The sequence below is a fragment of the Enterococcus hermanniensis genome, from assembly GCF_001885945.1.
Classification (GTDB): Bacteria; Bacillota; Bacilli; order Lactobacillales; family Enterococcaceae; genus Enterococcus_A; species Enterococcus_A hermanniensis.
The window spans coordinates 105,282-123,280 of record NZ_JXKQ01000004.1; the positions used below are offsets into that span (position 1 = coordinate 105,282).

Genomic DNA, 17,999 nt, shown 5'->3' on the forward strand with positions numbered 1-17,999 from the left:
AGAAAGCGATTTAAACCGTGGGAGGGAAAGCATGGGAGCAGTTTTATTAAATTCATTAGGGTTATTTGTTATTATACTGATAGGCTATCTTACGAAACGAATGAATGTTTTGACCAAAGCAGATGGCTCAATGATCTCTAAAATCGTAGTGAATGTGACCTTGCCAGCTGCAATCATCGTGAATTTGCAATCTTTGGTCGTCAAAAATCAATTGCTTTTATTGATTGTCGCGGGAATAGGATTGAATTTACTGATGATCCTCTTAGGTTCCTTTTTCTCAAAAAAGCACGATCAAGTGGAACGAGAGTTTGTGATGTACAGTGTTTCTGGCTATAATATCGGAAATTTTGGGATTCCTTTTGTTCAAAGCTTTATGCCACTTGCCATTCCGATCTTATCGTTTTTAGATATTGGGAACAGTATTATGTTAGCGGGTGGATCGAATGTAGTCGCTGAAGGAATCAGCGGCAATCAAGCAGGAAAACCCAGTCCTAAAAAAGTATTTGACCGGTTGATCCGATCCGTTCCATTTCTCTGTTACCTAATTATGTTGAGTATACGCATGTTTAATGTGGAATTGCCTGCGGCTGTTTTTTTAATTACGCAACCGATCGCTAATGCCAATACCTTTTTATCGATGTTCATGATTGGTTTATTTTTAGAACTGCGTTTACCAAGAAAAGATCTATCGTTAGTGTTGCGAATTTTAAGCATTAAATATGGTGTAGGGATTATCATGGCTATTTTATTTATGGTATTGCCACTTCCAGCGATGATCAAAGTTGTCTTGTGTTTGGTTTCAGTTGGTCCAATCCCAACGTTTGGAGTGATCAATAGCGTCGCTGCTGGAATGCGTGAAGAGGTGGTAGGTTTCACATCATCATTGAGTTTTTTGATTAGTTTACCGTTGATGACTGTTTTATTATTATTTTTATAAAAATTAGGGGGTACATATGTTAATTGGTTCTCATGTAAGTATGAAAGGAAAAGAAATGTTGTTAGGAGCGGCGCAAGAAGCAGCGAGTTATCATGCCTCAACATTTATGATTTATAGCGGAGCACCACAAAATACGCGTCGTAAAAAGGTCGAAGAAATGAACATCCCTGCAGGTGAACAATTCATGGCTGAACATGGACTTTCCAATATCGTGATGCATGCACCGTATATTATTAATCTAGGAAACACCAAGAAACCGGAAATGTTTCCTTTCGCAGTCCAATTTTTACGGGATGAAATCATGCGCGCCGAAGCATTAGGTGCGATGCAGATCACTTTGCATCCAGGAGCACATGTCGGCGCGGGAGAAAAAGCTGGATTGGATCAAATCATCAAAGGTTTGAACGAAGTGTTGACGAAAGAGCAACGGGCACAAATCGCTTTAGAAACAATGGCAGGTAAAGGAACTGAACTGGGAAAAACCTTTGAAGAATTAGCCTATATTATCGATGGCGTAACTTTGAATGACAAACTTTCCGTTACTTTTGATACGTGCCACACCAATGATGCGGGCTATAATGTAAAGGAAGATTTTGATGGCGTCTTAGCTGAGTTTGATCGAGTGATTGGGCTGGATCGCTTAAAAGTCATTCATTTGAACGATTCAAAAAATCCAATGGGCTCACACAAAGATCGTCATGCCAATATTGGTTTTGGAACAATCGGTTTTGAGGCATTGAGCGCAATCGCTCATCATGAAAAGTTAATCGAACTACCTAAAATTTTAGAAACACCTTATGTTGGAGAAGATAAAAAGAATCAAAAACCACCCTATGGGTTTGAAATCGCGATGTTGAAAGACAAAACGTTTGATCCTGATTTACTATCAAAAATTGAAGCGCAATAAAAAAACAGCACATATCCGAAAGGATATGTGCTGTTTTTTTATGATTCACGGATTTGACCAGCTCCATAAATAATGTATTTGCTAGTAGTCAGTTGTTCCAACCCCATCGGACCGCGAGCGTGCAATTTTTGAGTTGAAATTCCAATTTCTGCACCAAAACCAAATTTGAAACCGTCGGTAAAGCGGGTAGAGGCGTTGATATAAACTGCCGCCGCATCCACCTCATTCAAAAATTTTTGCCCGTTGAAATAACTATCTGTGATGATCGATTCAGAATGTTTAGAATTGTAGTGATTGATATGTTGGATTGCCTCATCGATCGAACTGACGACTTTGATCGCTAAAATATAATCTAAAAATTCAGTCGACCAGTCTGCTTCTGTAGCTAAGACACCATGGTTCAGAAACCCCAGTGCTTTTGCATCCCCTCGGAGTTCTACTTTAGAAACGAGTGTTTGTTCTAAAAGTGGTAAGAAAGTTGGTGCAATGGCTTCATGAACTAAGACTGTTTCGATAGAATTACAGACCGAAGGACGTTGAGCTTTGGCGTTAACAGTGATATTGACTGCCATGGTTAAATCAGCAACACCATCAACGTAAACATGATTATTTCCGGTACCAGTTTCGATGATGGGAACCGTTGCTGTATTTTTCACTCGTTGAATCAGTTTAGCGCCACCACGAGGAATCAAAACATCTAAGTAATCAGAGGAACGCATCATTTCGGTAGCAATTTCATGAGAGGTATCACTCACGAATTGGATCATTGCTGGATCGAGTTCGCATTTGGCCAAAGTTGCTTGCATCACATGTACCAGTGCTTGATTTGAGTAAAAAGCTTCTTTACCACCGCGTAAAACGACAGCATTTCCAGCTTTAAAACAAAGACTAGCTGCATCCGTTGTGACATTCGGTCGTGATTCAAAAATGATTCCGATCACTCCCAAAGGCACTCGCTGCTGGCCAATCATCAATTGGTCTTCTGATCGCCACATTTTTTCAACAACACCGATTGGATCAGGTAAGGACGCCACTTGTCGAATGCTTTCAGCCATTTCCCAGATTCGATCAGCTGATAAACGTAAACGGTCAATCATCGGATCTGGGATCCCATAATTTTTTGCCTGTGCAATATCTTTTTGGTTCGCAGATAAAATTGTAGTGGTCTGGTTCGTTAATTCGAATGCTAAGGCTATTAGATAATCATTTTTTTGTTTCGTTTCTAATCGAGACAATTGTTGAGCTGCATGTTGAGCTTTTTTACCTAATGTTTGCATCAATTTATCCATGCTCCTCCTCCTTAAACAATGTTCCAACTTCGGCACCAGTCAAAATATCAAATATAATTCTTGGAGGTTTGCCATTGGCAAGCACCATGGCACCTTTTGCATCTAAAATTCGTTGAGCAGCTTTTAGTTTACTAGCCATTCCACCTGTACCGAAACGACTACCTTTGCCACCGGCTTGCTTCATCAATGTTTGGTCGATGGTAGTAATGGTAGAGTAAAGCACCGCATTTTTATTTTTATTGGGATTCGCAGAATAAAAACCATCAATATCAGTCAGCATGATCAAAAGATCGGCAGCTAAAAGTTGTGCTACGATTGCGGACAATTCGTCATTGTCACCAAACTTAGTCGTGTGGTCCATCTCATCTACAGCTACCGTATCGTTTTCGTTAACAATAGGAAGGACGCCCATTTTTAATAGCTGTTCAAATGTATTGATCACATTTTTACGACTCTTTGGGAATTCCACGATGTCACGGGTCAATAAAAGTTGAGCGGTTTGTTGATTATATAGTGAAAAACGCTGATTATAGATATTCATTAATTCTGATTGTCCGACTGCTGCCACAGCTTGTTGCGCTGGGATTTGTTCGGGACGCTCAGTAATTCTTAATTTGTCCATCCCAACACCGATTGCGCCAGAAGAGACTAAAATAATTTCTTTGCCTTGATTGGACAAGTCCGTCAACACAAAGGCAAGTTGATCAATACCGGAAAAATTTATTTTCCCATTTGGGTGGATCAAGGAACTAGTCCCGATTTTCACCACGATCCGATTGACGGATCTTAAAAAATCTCTCATTTCTCACACCTCTTCACTTAGCCACCAGTGAGGAAGATATTGTTTAGCATTTTAGCATATTTTAATCTTAATTTCATCAATTATTTAAAATAATTTGAAGTTGTTTCATTATAATGCTGATTTATTGGATGAGTTCAGAAAGATATAGAGAATAATTGTATTGGAAATAAGTAAAAATTAAAACATTAAACTAGTCTTGAAGTTTCTCAAAAGCACTTTTCTTTTATGTTATCTTTTAGTAAACTGTATAAGAATGTGTCAGGAAAGGAGCGGTGAAAATGGTATCAACTGGAATCGTAGTATTAATCGCAGTTATCGCTGTATTATTAGGTGCTGTTGGTGGTTTCTTCTTAGCGCGCAAATATATGCAAGACTATTTCAAAAAGAATCCTCCAATCAACGAGGATATGCTACGTCAAATGATGATGTCGATGGGGCAAAAACCTTCTGAGAAAAAAGTTCGTCAAATGATGCAACAAATGAAAAACCAGAAATAATTCTCAAGAGGACAATTATCAGTTAGATGATTGCCCTTCTTTTTTATCGTGAAAAATCATGATAAGTAAGTATTTTTCACTTAAACAAATTGTTTTCTTATTAAATAAGCAGAAAATCAACAACTGACAATTAGTAAGCAGATTTGTCGACAGAACAAATCCTTGGTTGTAAAGTAAAGCGGAACGGAGGAATGACTAAATGTATGATGTAATAATTATCGGCGCGGGTCCTGCAGGGATGACCGCAGCCTTATATGCTTCACGCTCGAATTTAAAAGTCCTTTTAATTGAACGAGGTGCTCCTGGCGGCCAAATGAATAATACGGCTGAAGTCGAAAACTATCCAGGATTCGAATCAATCATGGGTCCAGAATTAGCGATGAAAATGTATGATGGTGTAACAAAATTTGGGACTGAGAATGCCTATGGAATCGTTCAAGACATAAAAGATCACGGGGATTATAAAGAAGTGATCACGGAAGATAAAACGTATCAAGCAAAAACGATCATTATTGCAACCGGATGTGTTCACCGTAAACTAGGTGTTCCTGGTGAAGAATCTTTTGCTGGCCGCGGCGTTTCTTATTGTGCGGTCTGTGATGGTGCCTTTTTCCGTAATAAACGCTTGATCGTTGTTGGCGGAGGCGATTCAGCAGTTGAAGAAGCGATTTATTTAACTCGATTTGCTTCTGAAGTAGTGATTGTTCACCGTCGTGACGAATTACGGGCTCAAAAAATCATTCAAGATCGGGCTTTTGCGAATGAAAAAATTTCATTTATCTGGGACAGCGTAGTCGAAGAAATCGTCGGCAATGAAATGGTCGTGACTGGTGCGAAAATCCGTAATGTAAAAACCGATGAAGTGCACACTGAACCTGCTGATGGTGCCTTTATCTATGTTGGGTTAGAACCATTAACGGAACCTTTCAAAAACAGTGGCATCACAAACGAAGCTGGCTGGATCGAAACGGATAACGAAATGAAAACTAAAATTCCAGGCGTTTTTGCGATCGGTGATGCTCGTGAAAAAGATCTACGCCAAATCACGACAGCAGTTGGTGAAGGCGGCATCGCAGGCCAACAAGTATATAAATATATCGAAGAACAAAATTAAATTTATGAAGCTAGTATAAAAGCATTTGTCACTTTTATACTAGTTTTTTTAATCAGCGGAATCAAATTTATCTTTTTGAGTAAGCGAATTTTAGCCTACTCATTTTTTATCGCTAAAAATTGAGAGCGCTTAGGTAAAAATAGCGGCTGAATAATTTAAAATATCGAATTTGTAGATGTTTTCTTTGCTGAATATAACAGTAATGGTATAATTTACAGGTAAGAATATTTTGAAAGAGGTGTGTTTCATGTCTTGGGAACAAGTTTATGAACAATGGATTGACTCAGATAAATTAGATGAAAAAATGCGTAAAGAATTACAAGATTTAGACAGCGACCCAGAATTAAAGAAAGATGCGTTTTATAAACAACTTGAATTTGGAACGGCAGGGATGCGTGGAATCTTAGGCCCCGGTGTCAACCGAATGAATATTTTCACTATTCGTCAAGCGACAGAAGGATTGGCTCGTTTCATGGATACACAAGCTCCTGAGACAAAACGTCGTGGCGTAGCGATTGCGTATGATTCACGCCATATGTCACCAGAATTTGCGATGGAAGCAGCAAAAACATTAGCAAAACATGATATTCCGTCATTTGTATTCGAAAGTCTACGACCAACTCCTGAACTATCGTTTGCGGTTCGTTATGAAAATGCCTTCACAGGTATTATGATCACGGCTTCTCATAACCCAGCTGAATACAATGGCTACAAAGTCTATGGTGAAGACGGCGGACAAATGCCACCGGAAGATGCAGATGCATTGACTAAATTTGTTCGTGAGGTAGAAAACCCTCTAGAAGTAGAAGTATTATCAGATGAAGAAGTGAAACACAGTGGATTAATCAATATTATTGGTGAAGAAGTTGACCAAGAATATTTGAAAGAAATCAAATCGGTGACAATCAATCAAGAGTTGATCGATGAAATGGGGAAAGAACTTAAATTAGTTTATACACCATTACACGGAACAGGCAAAATGTTAGGTGAGAAAGCATTAAAGCAAGCAGGCTTTGAAAAATTTGTCTTGGTGCCAGAACAAGCAATCGCTGACCCGGACTTTTCAACTGTTAAATCACCAAATCCAGAAGAACATTCAGCTTTTGAATATGCAATTAAATTAGGTGAAAAAGAAGACGCCGATCTATTGATCGCAACCGATCCTGATGCTGACCGTCTAGGTGCGGCCGTTCGTTTACCAGATGGACGCTATGAGGTCTTGACGGGAAATCAAATTGGTGCGATTATGATTCGTTATATTTTAGAAGCTCATAAGCAAGCCGGGACATTACCAGAAAATGCGGTTGTACTAAAATCGATCGTTTCTAGCGAACTAGCGACCACGATTGCTGATGCGTATCAAGTGAAGATGGTCAATGTGTTGACTGGTTTCAAATTTATTGCTGAAAAAATTCAACAATATGAAGATGATCATTCACAAACATTCATGTTTGGCTTTGAAGAAAGCTATGGTTATTTGATCAAATCTTTCGTTCGTGATAAAGATGCAATCCAAGCATTAGTCTTATTAGCAGAAGTGGCTGCTTATTATAAGAAGCAAGGAAAAACACTTTATGATGGGTTACAAGAAATTTTTGAAGAGTATGGCTACTACGCTGAAAAAACAATTTCAGTGACATTAAGTGGCGAAAAAGGTGCGGAAGAAATCAAAACGATCATGGGCAACTTACGTAAAGAGGCACCGACATCCTTTGCTGATGTTGATGTGGTCATGACGGAAGACTTCCAAGCAGCCAAAACGATCGATGCCAAAGGAAATGAAACAGCGATCGATATGCCGGCTTCAGATGTATTGAAATATACATTGGCTGATGAAACATGGTTAGCAATTCGCCCTTCAGGGACCGAACCAAAAATCAAGTTTTATATAGGGGTAAAAGGTGACTCACATGAAGCAGCAACTGAAAAAATTGCCGCTTATGAAGCCGCTATTCGTAAACTCACTGAGTAAATGAGGGCTATAAATGAAGGAACACGAGGAATTTCAAGCGGTCAGTCAATTTTTTAAAATTTTGGGTGATCCAACACGATTAAAAATTTTGATGTTTTTAAAAGAAGGGGAACGAAATGTTTCTTCGATCAGTGAAACATTAATGATGGAACAGTCCGCTGTTTCACATCAATTAAAATTATTACGTGACAATCGATTAGTGAAGGCCCGTCGAGATGGCAAGGCGATGCTTTATAGTCTTGATGATCAACATGTTTTGGATGTGCTAGAACAAACTTTTCGTCATGTTTTACATCAATAAAAAATGCTTTTCCGATTTTTTCGGAAAAGCTCTTTTTTTTTAGCCTTTTTTTGTTATACTGAGAGCTAACATTAAAAATAAATGATAAATTTAATGATAATGCAATTTAATTGGAGGCGGATTATGGAAAAAGCGGTCAAGGTAGGCTTACTCGGTTTAGGCGTTGTAGGGACTGGTGTTTTAGAAATTCTATCAGATCATCAAGAAAAAATTAGAAACAGTATCGGTGGGCCGCTAACCGTAACCAAAGCTTTGGTTCGTCCCGATGAAAACAAAAAAAGGTTAGCAGAAAAATACCATGTAGAATTAGTGACTGAATTAGAATCGATTTTGAATGATCCAGAAATTGCGATAGTCGTGGAAATTATTGGACGAATCGAACCAGCTAAAAGTTATATCAAACAAGCTCTTTTAGCCGGGAAACATGTTGTGACTGCTAATAAAGATTTGATTGCCCAACATGGTAGTGAGTTGGCTGCCTTAGCTCAAGAACGACATTGCAATCTTTATTATGAAGCCAGTGTCGCTGGTGGAATTCCGATTTTACGGACGATTGCGAATAGTTTAGTCGCAGATGAGATCACTGAGGTTCTCGGGATTGTTAATGGAACGACTAATTATATGTTAACTAAAATGGTACAAGAACATCAAACTTATGAAGAAACCTTAGTAGAAGCACAATGCTTAGGTTTTGCAGAAAGTGATCCGACCAATGATGTAGATGGTATCGATGCTGCTTATAAGATGATCATCCTAAGCAAGTTTGCTTTTGGAATGACTGTTACAATGGATCAAGTATCGATCAAAGGGATTCGCGGATTGTCAGTAGCAGATGTTGTGACGGCAGAACAATTAGGCTATACAGTAAAATTGATTGGTTCAACGATCAAAAGAACAGAAGGTATTGCTGTAGAAGTAAGCCCTGTTTTAGTTCCTAGTGCACATCCATTGGCAGCGATTCACAAGGAAATGAACGCCGTCTTTATAAAAAGTTCGGGAATTGGCGAATCGATGTACTGTGGACCAGGAGCAGGTGCTCGACCCACAGCAACAAGTATCGTAGCCGATTTAATGACGATCGTGAATAAGATCCAGCTTAATACAATTGGGCATTGTTTTACTGCATATACTCAACCGACTAAGTTGATTCCGGCAGATAAAATTATGAGTAAATATTTTTTGTCATTAGAAATGCCAGATGAATCAGGTCAATTTTTAAAGTTAACTCAGATTTTGACACGATTACAAGTAGGATTCGAACAAATAGTACAAGAAAAAAGTCAAAGCCAAAATGCACGAGTCGTTTTAGTGACCCACGAAACGTCGGCAACAAATATTGGAACGATCGAAAAAACAATTAGTGAAGAAAAAGGATTCACTTTGTTGTCATCAATGAAAGTTATGGGGGAATAATTATGTATGAAGGATTATTGAAAAAATATCAAGACTATTTACCGATTACTGAAAATACACCTCAACTAGCATTAGCTGAAGGAAATACTCCATTGATTCCATTGAAGAAGCTATCAAAAGAATTAGGGATTGAATTATACGGAAAATATGAAGGCTTGAATCCAACTGGTTCTTTCAAAGATCGTGGAATGGTTATGGCAGTGGCTAAAGCAGTAGAAGAAGGAGCTAAAGCAATCATTTGTGCATCGACGGGAAATACAAGTGCTGCAGCAGCTGCTTATGCGACGCGCGCGGGGATCAAAGCGTATGTAGTGATTCCTGATGGAAAAATTGCGTTAGGAAAATTAGCTCAAGCGATTGCTTATGGGGCAGACATCATTTCGATTCCTGGAAATTTTGACGAGGCTTTGAAAGCTGTCCGTGATATTGCTGAAACGGAGTCCGTTGCCTTAGTAAACTCAGTAAATCCTTATCGTTTAGAAGGACAGAAAACCGCGGCTTTTGAAATTTGTGAACAATTAGAAAAAGCACCGGATGTTTTGGCGATTCCGGTGGGGAATGCTGGAAATATTTCGGCATACTGGAAAGGTTTCAAAGAATGGCGAACAAAAAAAGGGACTGACTTGCCACGGATGCATGGTTTTGAAGCAGAAGGGGCTGCAGCAATTGTTCAAGGAAAACCTATTGATCATCCAGAAACAGTAGCAACGGCAATCCGGATTGGCAATCCAGCTAGTTGGATACTCGCAGAAAATGCTCGGGATGAATCAAAAGGGTATATCGATTCAGTTACAGATGAAGAGATTTTAAATGCTTATCGAAAAGTCGCCTCACAAGAAGGAATCTTTGTCGAACCTGGCTCAGCGGCCTCTTTAGCAGGCGTGATCCAACACGTTAAAAACGGTCGAATCAAACCTGGAGAGACAGTTGTTACTGTTTTTACCGGTAACGGATTGAAAGATCCTGACACTGCGATCAATCAAACAACGATTAAAATCAATAAAATGAGTGATCTTGAGGACATGCGGAGACATCTGCGTGAAGGAGTGGCGGCGTTATGAAAATCAGGGTCCCCGCAACGAGTGCCAATTTAGGTCCAGGTTTTGATTCTTGTGGAATCGCTTTGTCACAATATTTAACGATTGAGATCGGTCGTGAAACCAATCAATGGCAGATTGATCATCATTTAGGAGATGCGATTCCTTCAGATCAAACTAATTTGTTGATCAAAATTGCGTTAGGATTAGCGCCACATTTAAAACCACATCATCTGACGATGACTTCGGATATTCCGATTGCCCGTGGCTTAGGTAGTAGTTCATCAGTTGTAGTGGCGGGAATTGAATTAGCCAATCGCTTAGGAAATTTGGGGATGACGACTGAGCGTAAAGTTGCTTATGCAACAAAAATCGAAGGACATCCAGATAATGTTGCACCAGCTATTTGTGGGGATTTTGTAGTTGCAAGTTACAACGAAGGTGAAGTCAACTTTGTAAAACATTATTTCCCTGAGTGTGATGTGATTGCTTACATTCCAAACCATGAGTTATTGACTGCTAACAGTCGTGCCGCTTTGCCAATAGAAATGAGCTATCGTGATGCCGTTAAGGCTAGCTCAATCGGAAATGTTATGATTGCAGCAATCTTAAATGGTAATCTTCCATTAGCCGGAAAAATGATGGAACGTGATATTTTACATGAGAAATATCGCTTACGTTTGGTTCCTCATCTGGTTGAGATCCGTAAAATCTGTAAAGTTTATGGAGGGTATGGAAGCTTTTTAAGTGGTGCAGGCCCAACCGTTTTAGTATTATCGGCACCAGAAAAAACTAAAAAGCTAGTACATGCCTTGAAAGGCATCGATGTAAAAGCCACGATTGAAGTCCTTTCAATCGAAAAAGAAGGCATTCAAATATTTTAAATACGTAGCAATCCGCCAAGCGAATATGTATAAAAAGTGCATTGAGCCAAGGTGTACCACTGAAAAACCCAGCCTTTCATAATAGAAAGGCTGGATTTTTTGATTAGTCATTATTAAATGAATCACAAGTCCGATAAATCTAATAAAATCCGTTATAAAAATCAGGGGTAGACGGTAATTTTAATATCAGAAGATGAACACGATATTATTATACGAGAACATTTGCGTATGGGACGGACACATTAGAATACGAAGGTGGAAAATCAATCATTATCGGCGAGTACATGCGCATTTGTTTTACCGTAATTGGTTGAATGCTACCCCGTATCATTGTCAGAAATTCCCGAAAGGCAAAAAAAAAGAGAAAGCTGAGAGCATAGTAAGCTCAGCTTTCTGGATCTTCTTCTTCCATAAAGTAATAGCTATGATCGTCAAGGTCTAAGGCATTCATGATCATCGCAGCTGTTTCTTCGATTGAAAGTGTTGCTACATTGATGATCTCACACCCCAACTTATGGTAAAGATCATGAGCAAATTTTAATTCCGCTTGAATTTTTTCCCGATCTGAATAGGCTGTTTCAGGATTCAGACCGTAAGCACGCATGCGTTCTTTACGAATACCGATTAAAACTTCAGGATCATTGGTCAGACCAACAATTTTTTTCGGATCGATTTCAAATAATTGTTTTGGAATATGTGCTTGAGGAATCAAGGGTAGATTGGCTACTTTTAGGTTTTTATTGGCTAGATATAAACTTAATGGTGTTTTTGATGTCCGCGAAACACCTAGTAAAACGACATCTGCTTCTAAAAAACCACGGGGATCTTTTCCATCATCGTATTTTACAGCAAATTCCATCGCTTTGATTCGTTTGAAGTAATTATCATTTAAATGGTGCAAGGCACCGCGTTCGCCAGAAGGTTCTATCTGTGCGCGTTTTCCGATTTCATTGACGACAGGATTTAATAGATCCATCGTAAATAAATCTTCGTGGGCACAAAATTCTTGCGCGATTTTTGAAAGCTTTGGATCGATCAATGTATAGATGATCATGCCATTTTCGGCTTTTGCATCGTTCAATGCTTTCATGAGTAATTCTTCACTGTGGATAAAAGTTCGTCGAAATAAACAAAACTCAACGGTTGGATATTGCGCCATCGAAGCTTGTGCTAATTTAGAAGCAGTTTCTCCAGCAGAATCGGAGATGATAAAAATAGTGACTAAGTCATTTTGTTTTTCACTGTCCATAAAGGAATCCCCCTTGCAATCGATAATGATCTATTATACCATACAGGTTGTTCGGAATCATTACACTTGAGATGAGGGATATTATGGAACAGATGACGTTATTAGAAAAAGCCTTAGTAAAGGTAAAAGAAAATGGGTTTAAATATACAAAAAAGCGTGAGACGCTATTAGACTATTTGATCAAACGTAACCGGTATGTATCTGCTCGTGAAGTTTATGATTACTTGAATGAACAATTTCCGGGTTTAAGCTATGATACAGTTTATCGTAATTTACGAGAATTTTGTGAGATTGGCTTGATTGAAGACACTGAATTGCAAGGAGAAATGAAGTTCCGCTTTAGTTGTAGCGGAAATTTTGAGCATCACCACCATTTTATTTGTACGGTTTGTGGCAAAACTAAAGAGATCTATATGTGTCCAATGAACTTCTTTGAAGAACAGTTGAGTGGATGCGAGATTGAAGGCCATCGTTTTGAACTCTATGGACGTTGCGAAAATTGTCAAAAACTTAATGAATAAATTAAAAATTAAAATCATCGGGCACCTTGACTCAAAATAGCCCATTAGATATAATGACTTATGGACGGTCTTGTTTTTTGAAATTATATTCCAAAAACAAAAACGGTTACATTTCAAGCCCGGAGGGAGGGAATTTATATGTCAAAAACAGTGGTTCGTAAAAATGAATCTCTTGACGATGCTCTTCGTCGCTTCAAACGTTCCGTTTCAAAAGCAGGGACTCTACAAGAATCTCGCAAACGTGAATTTTATGAAAAACCAAGTGTGAAACGTAAGAAAAAATCAGAAGCAGCTAGAAAACGTAAGAAATTCTAGTCTGTGATTGGAGTGATTCGATGTCACTACTTACTACCTTGAATGAAGACATGAAGCAAGCGATGCGAGCAAAGGATAAAGAGTCTTTGCAAGTGATCCGGATGCTTAAAGCTTCGATTCAAAATGAGCAGATCAAAAAAGGTCAGGAATTAGATGATGAAGAAGAATTGACCGTTTTATCTCGTGAGATGAAACAGCGTCGCGATTCTTTGACTGAGTTTGAAAAAGCTGATCGCACCGATTTGGCTGATAAAGTCAAAAAGGAAATCGTAATTGTCGAAAAATATTTGCCCGCTCAACTTTCAGAAGCTGAGATTCGTGCAATTGTTCAAGAAGCAATTACAAAAACAGGAGCGACTTCACCAAAGGAATTTGGTAAAGTGATGGGTGCAGTGATGCCGAAAGTCAAAGGTAAAGCCGATGGCAATCAAGTCAATGCAATCGTTAAAGAGCTTCTGCAATAGCAGCAATCATGAGTCGAGAGAATTTTCTCTCGGCTTTTTTCTCGTTTAAATAGACTAATGGCCTGAAACTTGGAAGAATCTCATACTTAAATAACTAAAGGATGGATGATTTTTTTAGCAAAAGTTTAGACAATTTTTCTTTTATTTAGAGTGTGGTATTATAGGTAGGAATGATGAAACGAAGGGGAGAACGCTTGTTGAATAACAACGATTTTGAGTCGTTAGAAATAAAGCTTGACGGTAAAGACGACATCAGTATGCTTTTGGGAACCCATGATAAACATGTAAAATTTTTAGAAGACAATACCGAAACAACGATCAATACGCGTGGTGAGACTATTCAAATTATCGGACCTAAAGAAGAAGTTAAATTGGTAACGGAAATTATTCGCGCGCTACAAATTTTAATTGATCGCGGGATTAAAGTAGCCACACCCGATGTAATGACGGCACTACGTTTAGGGCGTGACAATCATTTAGATGAATTTGTGATGATGTATGAAGAAGAATTGCTAAAAGACCGCAATGGTAAACCTATTCGGCCTAAAAACATTGGGCAAAGTCGTTATATTGCAGCGATTCGAAAATCCGATGTTGTTTTTGGTGTTGGACCTGCGGGAACTGGTAAAACTTATTTAGCGATCGTTATGGCAATCGCAGCTTTGAAAAAAGGAGAAGTCCAGCGAATTATTTTGACACGTCCAGCGGTAGAAGCTGGAGAAAGTTTGGGCTTTTTACCAGGTGATTTAAAAGAAAAAGTGGATCCTTATCTTCGTCCAATGTATGATGCTTTACATCAAATTTTTGGGATGGAGCACACCAATCGTTTACTTGAACGCGGAGTGATTGAAATCGCGCCACTTGCGTATATGCGAGGACGTACATTAGATGATGCCTTTGTTATTTTGGATGAAGCTCAAAATACGACGATTTCACAGATGAAGATGTTTTTAACGCGCTTAGGCTTCAATTCTAAGATGATCGTGAATGGTGATACGTCACAAGTCGACTTACCTAAAGGTCAGCTTAGTGGCTTGATCCATGCAGAACGAACATTACGAGGAATCAAAAAAATCCGTTTTGTAAGTTTTGAAGCTGGAGATGTCGTTCGTCATCCAGTTGTCGCAGAGATTATTGAAGCGTATGAGCATGAAAACTTGAAGAACAACGAGAACTAGTCAGGAGGAATGGGATGTTAAATCGACCAATCAACAACCTGCTGAAAAAGTTAGGTTCAAAGTTTATTCCAATCATTTTGGGAATCTTTTCGCTTATTTTGATGCTGATCATGGTGACGAGTGTCATCCAAAAAAGTGTCGACTATAAAGAAGGCCAAGTGGCTACGGAAAGTATCCGTGCCAATAAAACCATCGAAAATAAAGCTGAAACAGAACAAAAACGTCAACTAGCAGAAGAAGCAGTGACACCAGAGTATACGTATCAATCTGATTTAGCACAAACGCAACATGATCGTATCAGTCAATTGATTGCATTAATCGAGAAATCAAACAGCGAGCTGGATAAAAATTATCAAACGAAAGTCTCTCAAGCTAAAGATGGGGAAAAAATTCCCCAGCCGACGACGGATGAGCGAGTAGCAGCATTAAAAAAGAAGTTTGAAGGCTTGGACCAAGATACAGTAACTTTTTATCAACAGTTTCCAGAAGAGTTCTATCAAGCAGTTGTACAATTAAATACAACGGATCTAGAAAAAGTTGAGACAGAAAGTTTGAAACTGATTGATGAACAAATGGCTAAAAGAATTCGTCAAAGTGATCTTTCCGGTTATAAGCAACAAGCTACGGAGAGCATTCAGTCACTATCGTTATCTGATGAGTCAAATCAAGTCATGCGTTATTTGATTGATTTAGGGATTGTAATCAATGACACGTTGAATCAAAAACGCACTGATGAATTAAAAGAACAAGCGAGTGATTCAGTCCAACCGGTGATGATCTATCAAGGTGAAGTAATCGTTCGTGAAGGTAGTCAAATCGATGCAAATGCGATCAATAAATTGAAGCTGCTAGGACTTACTAGTTCGAGTACATCAGTCTTTCCATTAATTGCAATGGTATTAGCTGTCCTATTGCAAAGTGTTGTATTATGGTTTTATAGCCGTCAGTTTGAGGTTGAGTTTCAACGTGTTCGTTTTGTCTTGTTTTATAGTGCTACGATGATTGTTGGTATCTCTATCATGAAGATCTTGCAAGTACTTCAAAATAGTAATTCTAATAATTTGGCCTTATTTTTCCCAGCAGCCTTCATGCCATTGGTTTTGACCGTTTTTGTCAATCGAAGAGCGGGAGCTCTATCCGCCGTTTTTCAAGGAGCCTTTGCGTTGTTGATTTACTATAGTGCAGTTGGAACAAATATGTTGTCCATTATTTTGATGACATATATTTTTTCTGGGATCTTAGCCATCATGGTCAAACAACAGCGCTTATCAGATCAACTGAAACAAGCACTTCTATGGATCGTTGCGTTTCCGATTGTTTGGTCCATTGTTTTAAGTGTTTATCAAGGCTTATCTTTCGCTGATGGAAAAACATGGAGTGCCTTGTTAGCAACGGTTGCAGCTAGTATTTTATCTTTTATTATGGGGATGGGACTGCAGCCTTATATCGAATTACTAGTAACTGATAGTGGAGTAATCACTTTAAATGAATTAAGTAACCCGAACCATCCGTTGTTGAAACAATTATTAGAGGAAGCACCGGGAACATACCATCATTCAATGATGGTGGCTAACCTCAGTGCCAATGCAGTTGCTGAAATTGGCGGGAGGTCTCTATTAACACGAGTAGCATGTTACTATCATGATATCGGAAAGATTCGTCATGCAAACTTTTTCGTCGAAAACTTGCCGACTGGAGCAGAAAATCCTCATAATTTCTTGTTACCAGAAGATAGTAAGCAAATTATTTTTGGTCATGTGATCGAAGGCGCTAAAATTTTACAAGAATACAAAATGCCTCAAATGGTGATCGATATTTGTTATCAACATCATGGGACGACATTAATGAAATTCTTCTATTTCAAAGCGAAGGAACGAAATCCAGAGATAACCGAGGCGGAATTTCGTTATCCGGGTCCTAAGCCGCAGACACGCGAAGCGGGCGTGGTCAACATTGCTGATAGTTGTGAAGCAGCTGTTCGAGCAATGGATCATCCGTCAATCGATAAAATTAAAGAGTTTGTGCATAACTTGATTGAAGAACGAATCAGTGATGGCCAATTAGATGAGTCGGGTTTAACCTTAAAAGAGATCCGAATCATCGAAAAATCATTGATCAGCGGATTGAGTTCTACTTTCCATTCAAGGATCAAATATCCTAGAATGAAATCAGAAGCTGAGAAGATGAAAGAAGAGCAAGAGAATAAAGGAGAAGCATAATGGATATAACTTTTATTGATGAAACAGAGCAAGTCTCTGAGGGGAAAATTCAAGAAATCGATAGTATTTTACAATTTGCGGCGGATCATTTAGGATTACCAAAGGATACAGAAATGTCGGTTACTTTTATGGATAATGCAGCGATCCAAGTGATCAATCGCGATTATCGTGGAAAAGATGCGCCAACAGATGTGATCAGCTTTGCCTTAGAAGAAGAAGGCGAAGGCGAAGTACCGATCATTATGGATGAAGAAAATCCAATTCCTCGCAACCTTGGGGACATCATGATCTCAATTGAACGTGCAGAAGAACAAGCGAAAGATTATGGCCATAGCTTTGATCGCGAATTAGGTTTTCTTGCGGTTCATGGATTCTTGCATATCAATGGTTATGATCATATGACGCCTGAAGATGAGAAAGAGATGTTTGGTCTGCAGAAAGAGATATTAGATGCCTATGGACTTAAAAGATAAAACGGAGAAAAATAAGCATTTTATCACTTCTTTAGAATTTGCATTGCAAGGTATTCGAACGGTTTTTCAGGAAGAACGAAACATGCGTGCGCATGTTGTGTTTGGGTTGATGGCGATTCTGGTCGCTTTCCTACTTCGAGTATCTGTCTTAGAATTATTATGGATTTTTTTAGCGGTTTTTCTTGTTTGGATAGTGGAAATCATCAATACTATTTTTGAAAATGTTGTGGATATGGTCACGGATTTTCACTTTCATCCAATCGGAAAAAAAATCAAAGATATGGCTGCTGGAGCAGTGCTAGTCACTTCGCTTTTTTCAGCCATTGTAGGGGCAATCATTTTTCTACCCAAAATCATCAAACTGTTTCTTTAACTTTTATTTGTAACATTTGAACTTGTAGTATTAGGCTTTACGAGAGCGTACGTG

The 17,999-nt window shown here is 38.7% G+C and carries 19 protein-coding genes; 16 read left to right on the forward strand and 3 right to left on the reverse strand.

Annotated features, from left to right (window positions below):
* The first annotated feature begins 31 nt into the window (after nucleotides 1-31).
* Both RV04_RS05905 and RV04_RS05910 read left to right on the forward strand, forming a co-directional pair.
* Nucleotides 32-937, forward strand: coding sequence for an AEC family transporter (locus tag RV04_RS05905; RefSeq protein WP_071857546.1), 906 nt, complete (start codon nucleotides 32-34; stop codon nucleotides 935-937).
* A gap of 16 nt (nucleotides 938-953) precedes the next feature.
* The gene (locus RV04_RS05910; RefSeq protein ID WP_071857547.1) at nucleotides 954-1,844 is read left to right on the forward strand and encodes a deoxyribonuclease IV; all 891 of its coding nucleotides are present in this window, start codon (nucleotides 954-956) and stop codon (nucleotides 1,842-1,844) included.
* Between the two features lie 38 nt (nucleotides 1,845-1,882).
* Here RV04_RS05910 and RV04_RS05915 read toward each other — a convergent pair whose 3' ends face one another.
* Together RV04_RS05915 and proB are read right to left on the reverse strand one after the other, a co-directional pair.
* Entirely contained in the window at nucleotides 1,883-3,133 is a 1,251-nt protein-coding gene (locus tag RV04_RS05915; RefSeq protein ID WP_071857548.1) for a glutamate-5-semialdehyde dehydrogenase, read from the reverse strand.
* The gene (proB, locus tag RV04_RS05920; RefSeq protein ID WP_071857549.1) at nucleotides 3,126-3,935 is read right to left on the reverse strand and encodes a glutamate 5-kinase; all 810 of its coding nucleotides are present in this window, start codon (nucleotides 3,933-3,935) and stop codon (nucleotides 3,126-3,128) included. Before proB ends, RV04_RS05915 begins: the two co-directional genes overlap by 8 nt.
* A gap of 278 nt (nucleotides 3,936-4,213) precedes the next feature.
* Between proB and RV04_RS05925 the strand changes: the two genes are divergently transcribed.
* The 7 genes from RV04_RS05925 (at nucleotide 4,214) to thrB (ending at nucleotide 11,153) form a co-directional block, all read left to right on the forward strand.
* Complete coding sequence (locus tag RV04_RS05925; protein WP_071857550.1) at nucleotides 4,214-4,432, forward strand: YneF family protein; 219 nt, start codon at nucleotides 4,214-4,216, stop codon at nucleotides 4,430-4,432.
* Nucleotides 4,433-4,631: 199 nt separating this feature from the next.
* Complete coding sequence (gene trxB / locus RV04_RS05930; protein WP_071857551.1) at nucleotides 4,632-5,546, forward strand: thioredoxin-disulfide reductase; 915 nt, start codon at nucleotides 4,632-4,634, stop codon at nucleotides 5,544-5,546.
* Nucleotides 5,547-5,793: 247 nt separating this feature from the next.
* Nucleotides 5,794-7,518: a phospho-sugar mutase gene (locus RV04_RS05935; protein ID WP_071857552.1), complete on the forward strand. Its 1,725-nt coding sequence runs from the start codon at nucleotides 5,794-5,796 to the stop codon at nucleotides 7,516-7,518.
* A 13-nt stretch (nucleotides 7,519-7,531) separates the two neighbouring features.
* A complete protein-coding gene (locus RV04_RS05940) occupies nucleotides 7,532-7,819 on the forward strand; it encodes an ArsR/SmtB family transcription factor (RefSeq protein WP_071857553.1) in 288 nt (95 codons plus the stop codon).
* Between the two features lie 123 nt (nucleotides 7,820-7,942).
* The gene (locus tag RV04_RS05945; protein WP_071857554.1) at nucleotides 7,943-9,232 is read left to right on the forward strand and encodes a homoserine dehydrogenase; all 1,290 of its coding nucleotides are present in this window, start codon (nucleotides 7,943-7,945) and stop codon (nucleotides 9,230-9,232) included.
* Nucleotides 9,233-9,234: 2 nt separating this feature from the next.
* Nucleotides 9,235-10,293: a threonine synthase gene (gene thrC / locus RV04_RS05950; protein WP_071857555.1), complete on the forward strand. Its 1,059-nt coding sequence runs from the start codon at nucleotides 9,235-9,237 to the stop codon at nucleotides 10,291-10,293.
* A complete protein-coding gene (gene thrB, locus RV04_RS05955) occupies nucleotides 10,290-11,153 on the forward strand; it encodes a homoserine kinase (RefSeq protein WP_071857556.1) in 864 nt (287 codons plus the stop codon). The genes thrC and thrB overlap by 4 nt, the downstream gene beginning before the upstream one ends.
* A 385-nt stretch (nucleotides 11,154-11,538) precedes the next feature.
* Here the strand turns inward: thrB and RV04_RS05960 are convergent, their stop codons facing one another.
* Nucleotides 11,539-12,402, reverse strand: coding sequence for a pyruvate, water dikinase regulatory protein (locus RV04_RS05960; RefSeq protein ID WP_071857557.1), 864 nt, complete (start codon nucleotides 12,400-12,402; stop codon nucleotides 11,539-11,541).
* Between the two features lie 83 nt (nucleotides 12,403-12,485).
* Here RV04_RS05960 and RV04_RS05965 point away from each other — a divergent pair, with 83 nt between their 5' ends.
* From RV04_RS05965 to RV04_RS05995, 7 genes are all read left to right on the forward strand, one after another.
* Nucleotides 12,486-12,923 carry a Fur family transcriptional regulator gene (locus RV04_RS05965; RefSeq protein WP_071857558.1) on the forward strand — a complete coding sequence of 146 codons (438 nt, stop codon included), beginning with the start codon at nucleotides 12,486-12,488 and terminating at the stop codon, nucleotides 12,921-12,923.
* Between the two features lie 138 nt (nucleotides 12,924-13,061).
* Nucleotides 13,062-13,238, forward strand: coding sequence for a 30S ribosomal protein S21 (rpsU, locus tag RV04_RS05970; RefSeq protein ID WP_002356740.1), 177 nt, complete (start codon nucleotides 13,062-13,064; stop codon nucleotides 13,236-13,238).
* A gap of 20 nt (nucleotides 13,239-13,258) precedes the next feature.
* Nucleotides 13,259-13,702 (forward strand): GatB/YqeY domain-containing protein, encoded by a 444-nt coding sequence (locus RV04_RS05975; protein ID WP_071857559.1) that lies wholly within the window; start codon nucleotides 13,259-13,261, stop codon nucleotides 13,700-13,702.
* 257 nt (nucleotides 13,703-13,959) lie between these two features.
* Nucleotides 13,960-14,880 carry a PhoH family protein gene (locus RV04_RS05980; protein ID WP_245791065.1) on the forward strand — a complete coding sequence of 307 codons (921 nt, stop codon included), beginning with the start codon at nucleotides 13,960-13,962 and terminating at the stop codon, nucleotides 14,878-14,880.
* 14 nt (nucleotides 14,881-14,894) lie between these two features.
* A complete protein-coding gene (locus RV04_RS05985) occupies nucleotides 14,895-17,099 on the forward strand; it encodes an HD family phosphohydrolase (RefSeq protein ID WP_071857561.1) in 2,205 nt (734 codons plus the stop codon).
* Complete coding sequence (ybeY, locus tag RV04_RS05990; protein ID WP_071857562.1) at nucleotides 17,099-17,572, forward strand: rRNA maturation RNase YbeY; 474 nt, start codon at nucleotides 17,099-17,101, stop codon at nucleotides 17,570-17,572. Before RV04_RS05985 ends, ybeY begins: the two co-directional genes overlap by 1 nt.
* Nucleotides 17,550-17,945 carry a diacylglycerol kinase family protein gene (locus RV04_RS05995; protein WP_071857563.1) on the forward strand — a complete coding sequence of 132 codons (396 nt, stop codon included), beginning with the start codon at nucleotides 17,550-17,552 and terminating at the stop codon, nucleotides 17,943-17,945. Before ybeY ends, RV04_RS05995 begins: the two co-directional genes overlap by 23 nt.
* The last annotated feature ends 54 nt before the right edge of the window (nucleotides 17,946-17,999 follow it).

What these genes read in the sequence shown, in the direction of transcription:
- RV04_RS05995 (WP_071857563.1), top strand. Translation starts at nt 17,550, where the DNA reads ATGCCTATGGACTTAAAAGATAAAACGGAGAAAAATAAGCATTTTATC.
- RV04_RS05980 (WP_245791065.1), top strand. Translation starts at nt 13,960, where the DNA reads ATGCTTTTGGGAACCCATGATAAACATGTAAAATTTTTAGAAGACAAT.
- RV04_RS05940 (WP_071857553.1), top strand. Translation starts at nt 7,532, where the DNA reads ATGAAGGAACACGAGGAATTTCAAGCGGTCAGTCAATTTTTTAAAATT.
- RV04_RS05905 (WP_071857546.1), top strand. Translation starts at nt 32, where the DNA reads ATGGGAGCAGTTTTATTAAATTCATTAGGGTTATTTGTTATTATACTG.
- trxB (WP_071857551.1), top strand. Translation starts at nt 4,632, where the DNA reads ATGTATGATGTAATAATTATCGGCGCGGGTCCTGCAGGGATGACCGCA.
- RV04_RS05975 (WP_071857559.1), top strand. Translation starts at nt 13,259, where the DNA reads ATGTCACTACTTACTACCTTGAATGAAGACATGAAGCAAGCGATGCGA.
- RV04_RS05925 (WP_071857550.1), top strand. Translation starts at nt 4,214, where the DNA reads ATGGTATCAACTGGAATCGTAGTATTAATCGCAGTTATCGCTGTATTA.
- RV04_RS05910 (WP_071857547.1), top strand. Translation starts at nt 954, where the DNA reads ATGTTAATTGGTTCTCATGTAAGTATGAAAGGAAAAGAAATGTTGTTA.
- RV04_RS05965 (WP_071857558.1), top strand. Translation starts at nt 12,486, where the DNA reads ATGGAACAGATGACGTTATTAGAAAAAGCCTTAGTAAAGGTAAAAGAA.
- thrB (WP_071857556.1), top strand. Translation starts at nt 10,290, where the DNA reads ATGAAAATCAGGGTCCCCGCAACGAGTGCCAATTTAGGTCCAGGTTTT.
- RV04_RS05915 (WP_071857548.1), bottom strand. Translation starts at nt 3,133, where the DNA reads ATGGATAAATTGATGCAAACATTAGGTAAAAAAGCTCAACATGCAGCT.
- RV04_RS05935 (WP_071857552.1), top strand. Translation starts at nt 5,794, where the DNA reads ATGTCTTGGGAACAAGTTTATGAACAATGGATTGACTCAGATAAATTA.
- ybeY (WP_071857562.1), top strand. Translation starts at nt 17,099, where the DNA reads ATGGATATAACTTTTATTGATGAAACAGAGCAAGTCTCTGAGGGGAAA.
- RV04_RS05945 (WP_071857554.1), top strand. Translation starts at nt 7,943, where the DNA reads ATGGAAAAAGCGGTCAAGGTAGGCTTACTCGGTTTAGGCGTTGTAGGG.
- rpsU (WP_002356740.1), top strand. Translation starts at nt 13,062, where the DNA reads ATGTCAAAAACAGTGGTTCGTAAAAATGAATCTCTTGACGATGCTCTT.
- RV04_RS05960 (WP_071857557.1), bottom strand. Translation starts at nt 12,402, where the DNA reads ATGGACAGTGAAAAACAAAATGACTTAGTCACTATTTTTATCATCTCC.
- proB (WP_071857549.1), bottom strand. Translation starts at nt 3,935, where the DNA reads ATGAGAGATTTTTTAAGATCCGTCAATCGGATCGTGGTGAAAATCGGG.
- RV04_RS05985 (WP_071857561.1), top strand. Translation starts at nt 14,895, where the DNA reads ATGTTAAATCGACCAATCAACAACCTGCTGAAAAAGTTAGGTTCAAAG.
- thrC (WP_071857555.1), top strand. Translation starts at nt 9,235, where the DNA reads ATGTATGAAGGATTATTGAAAAAATATCAAGACTATTTACCGATTACT.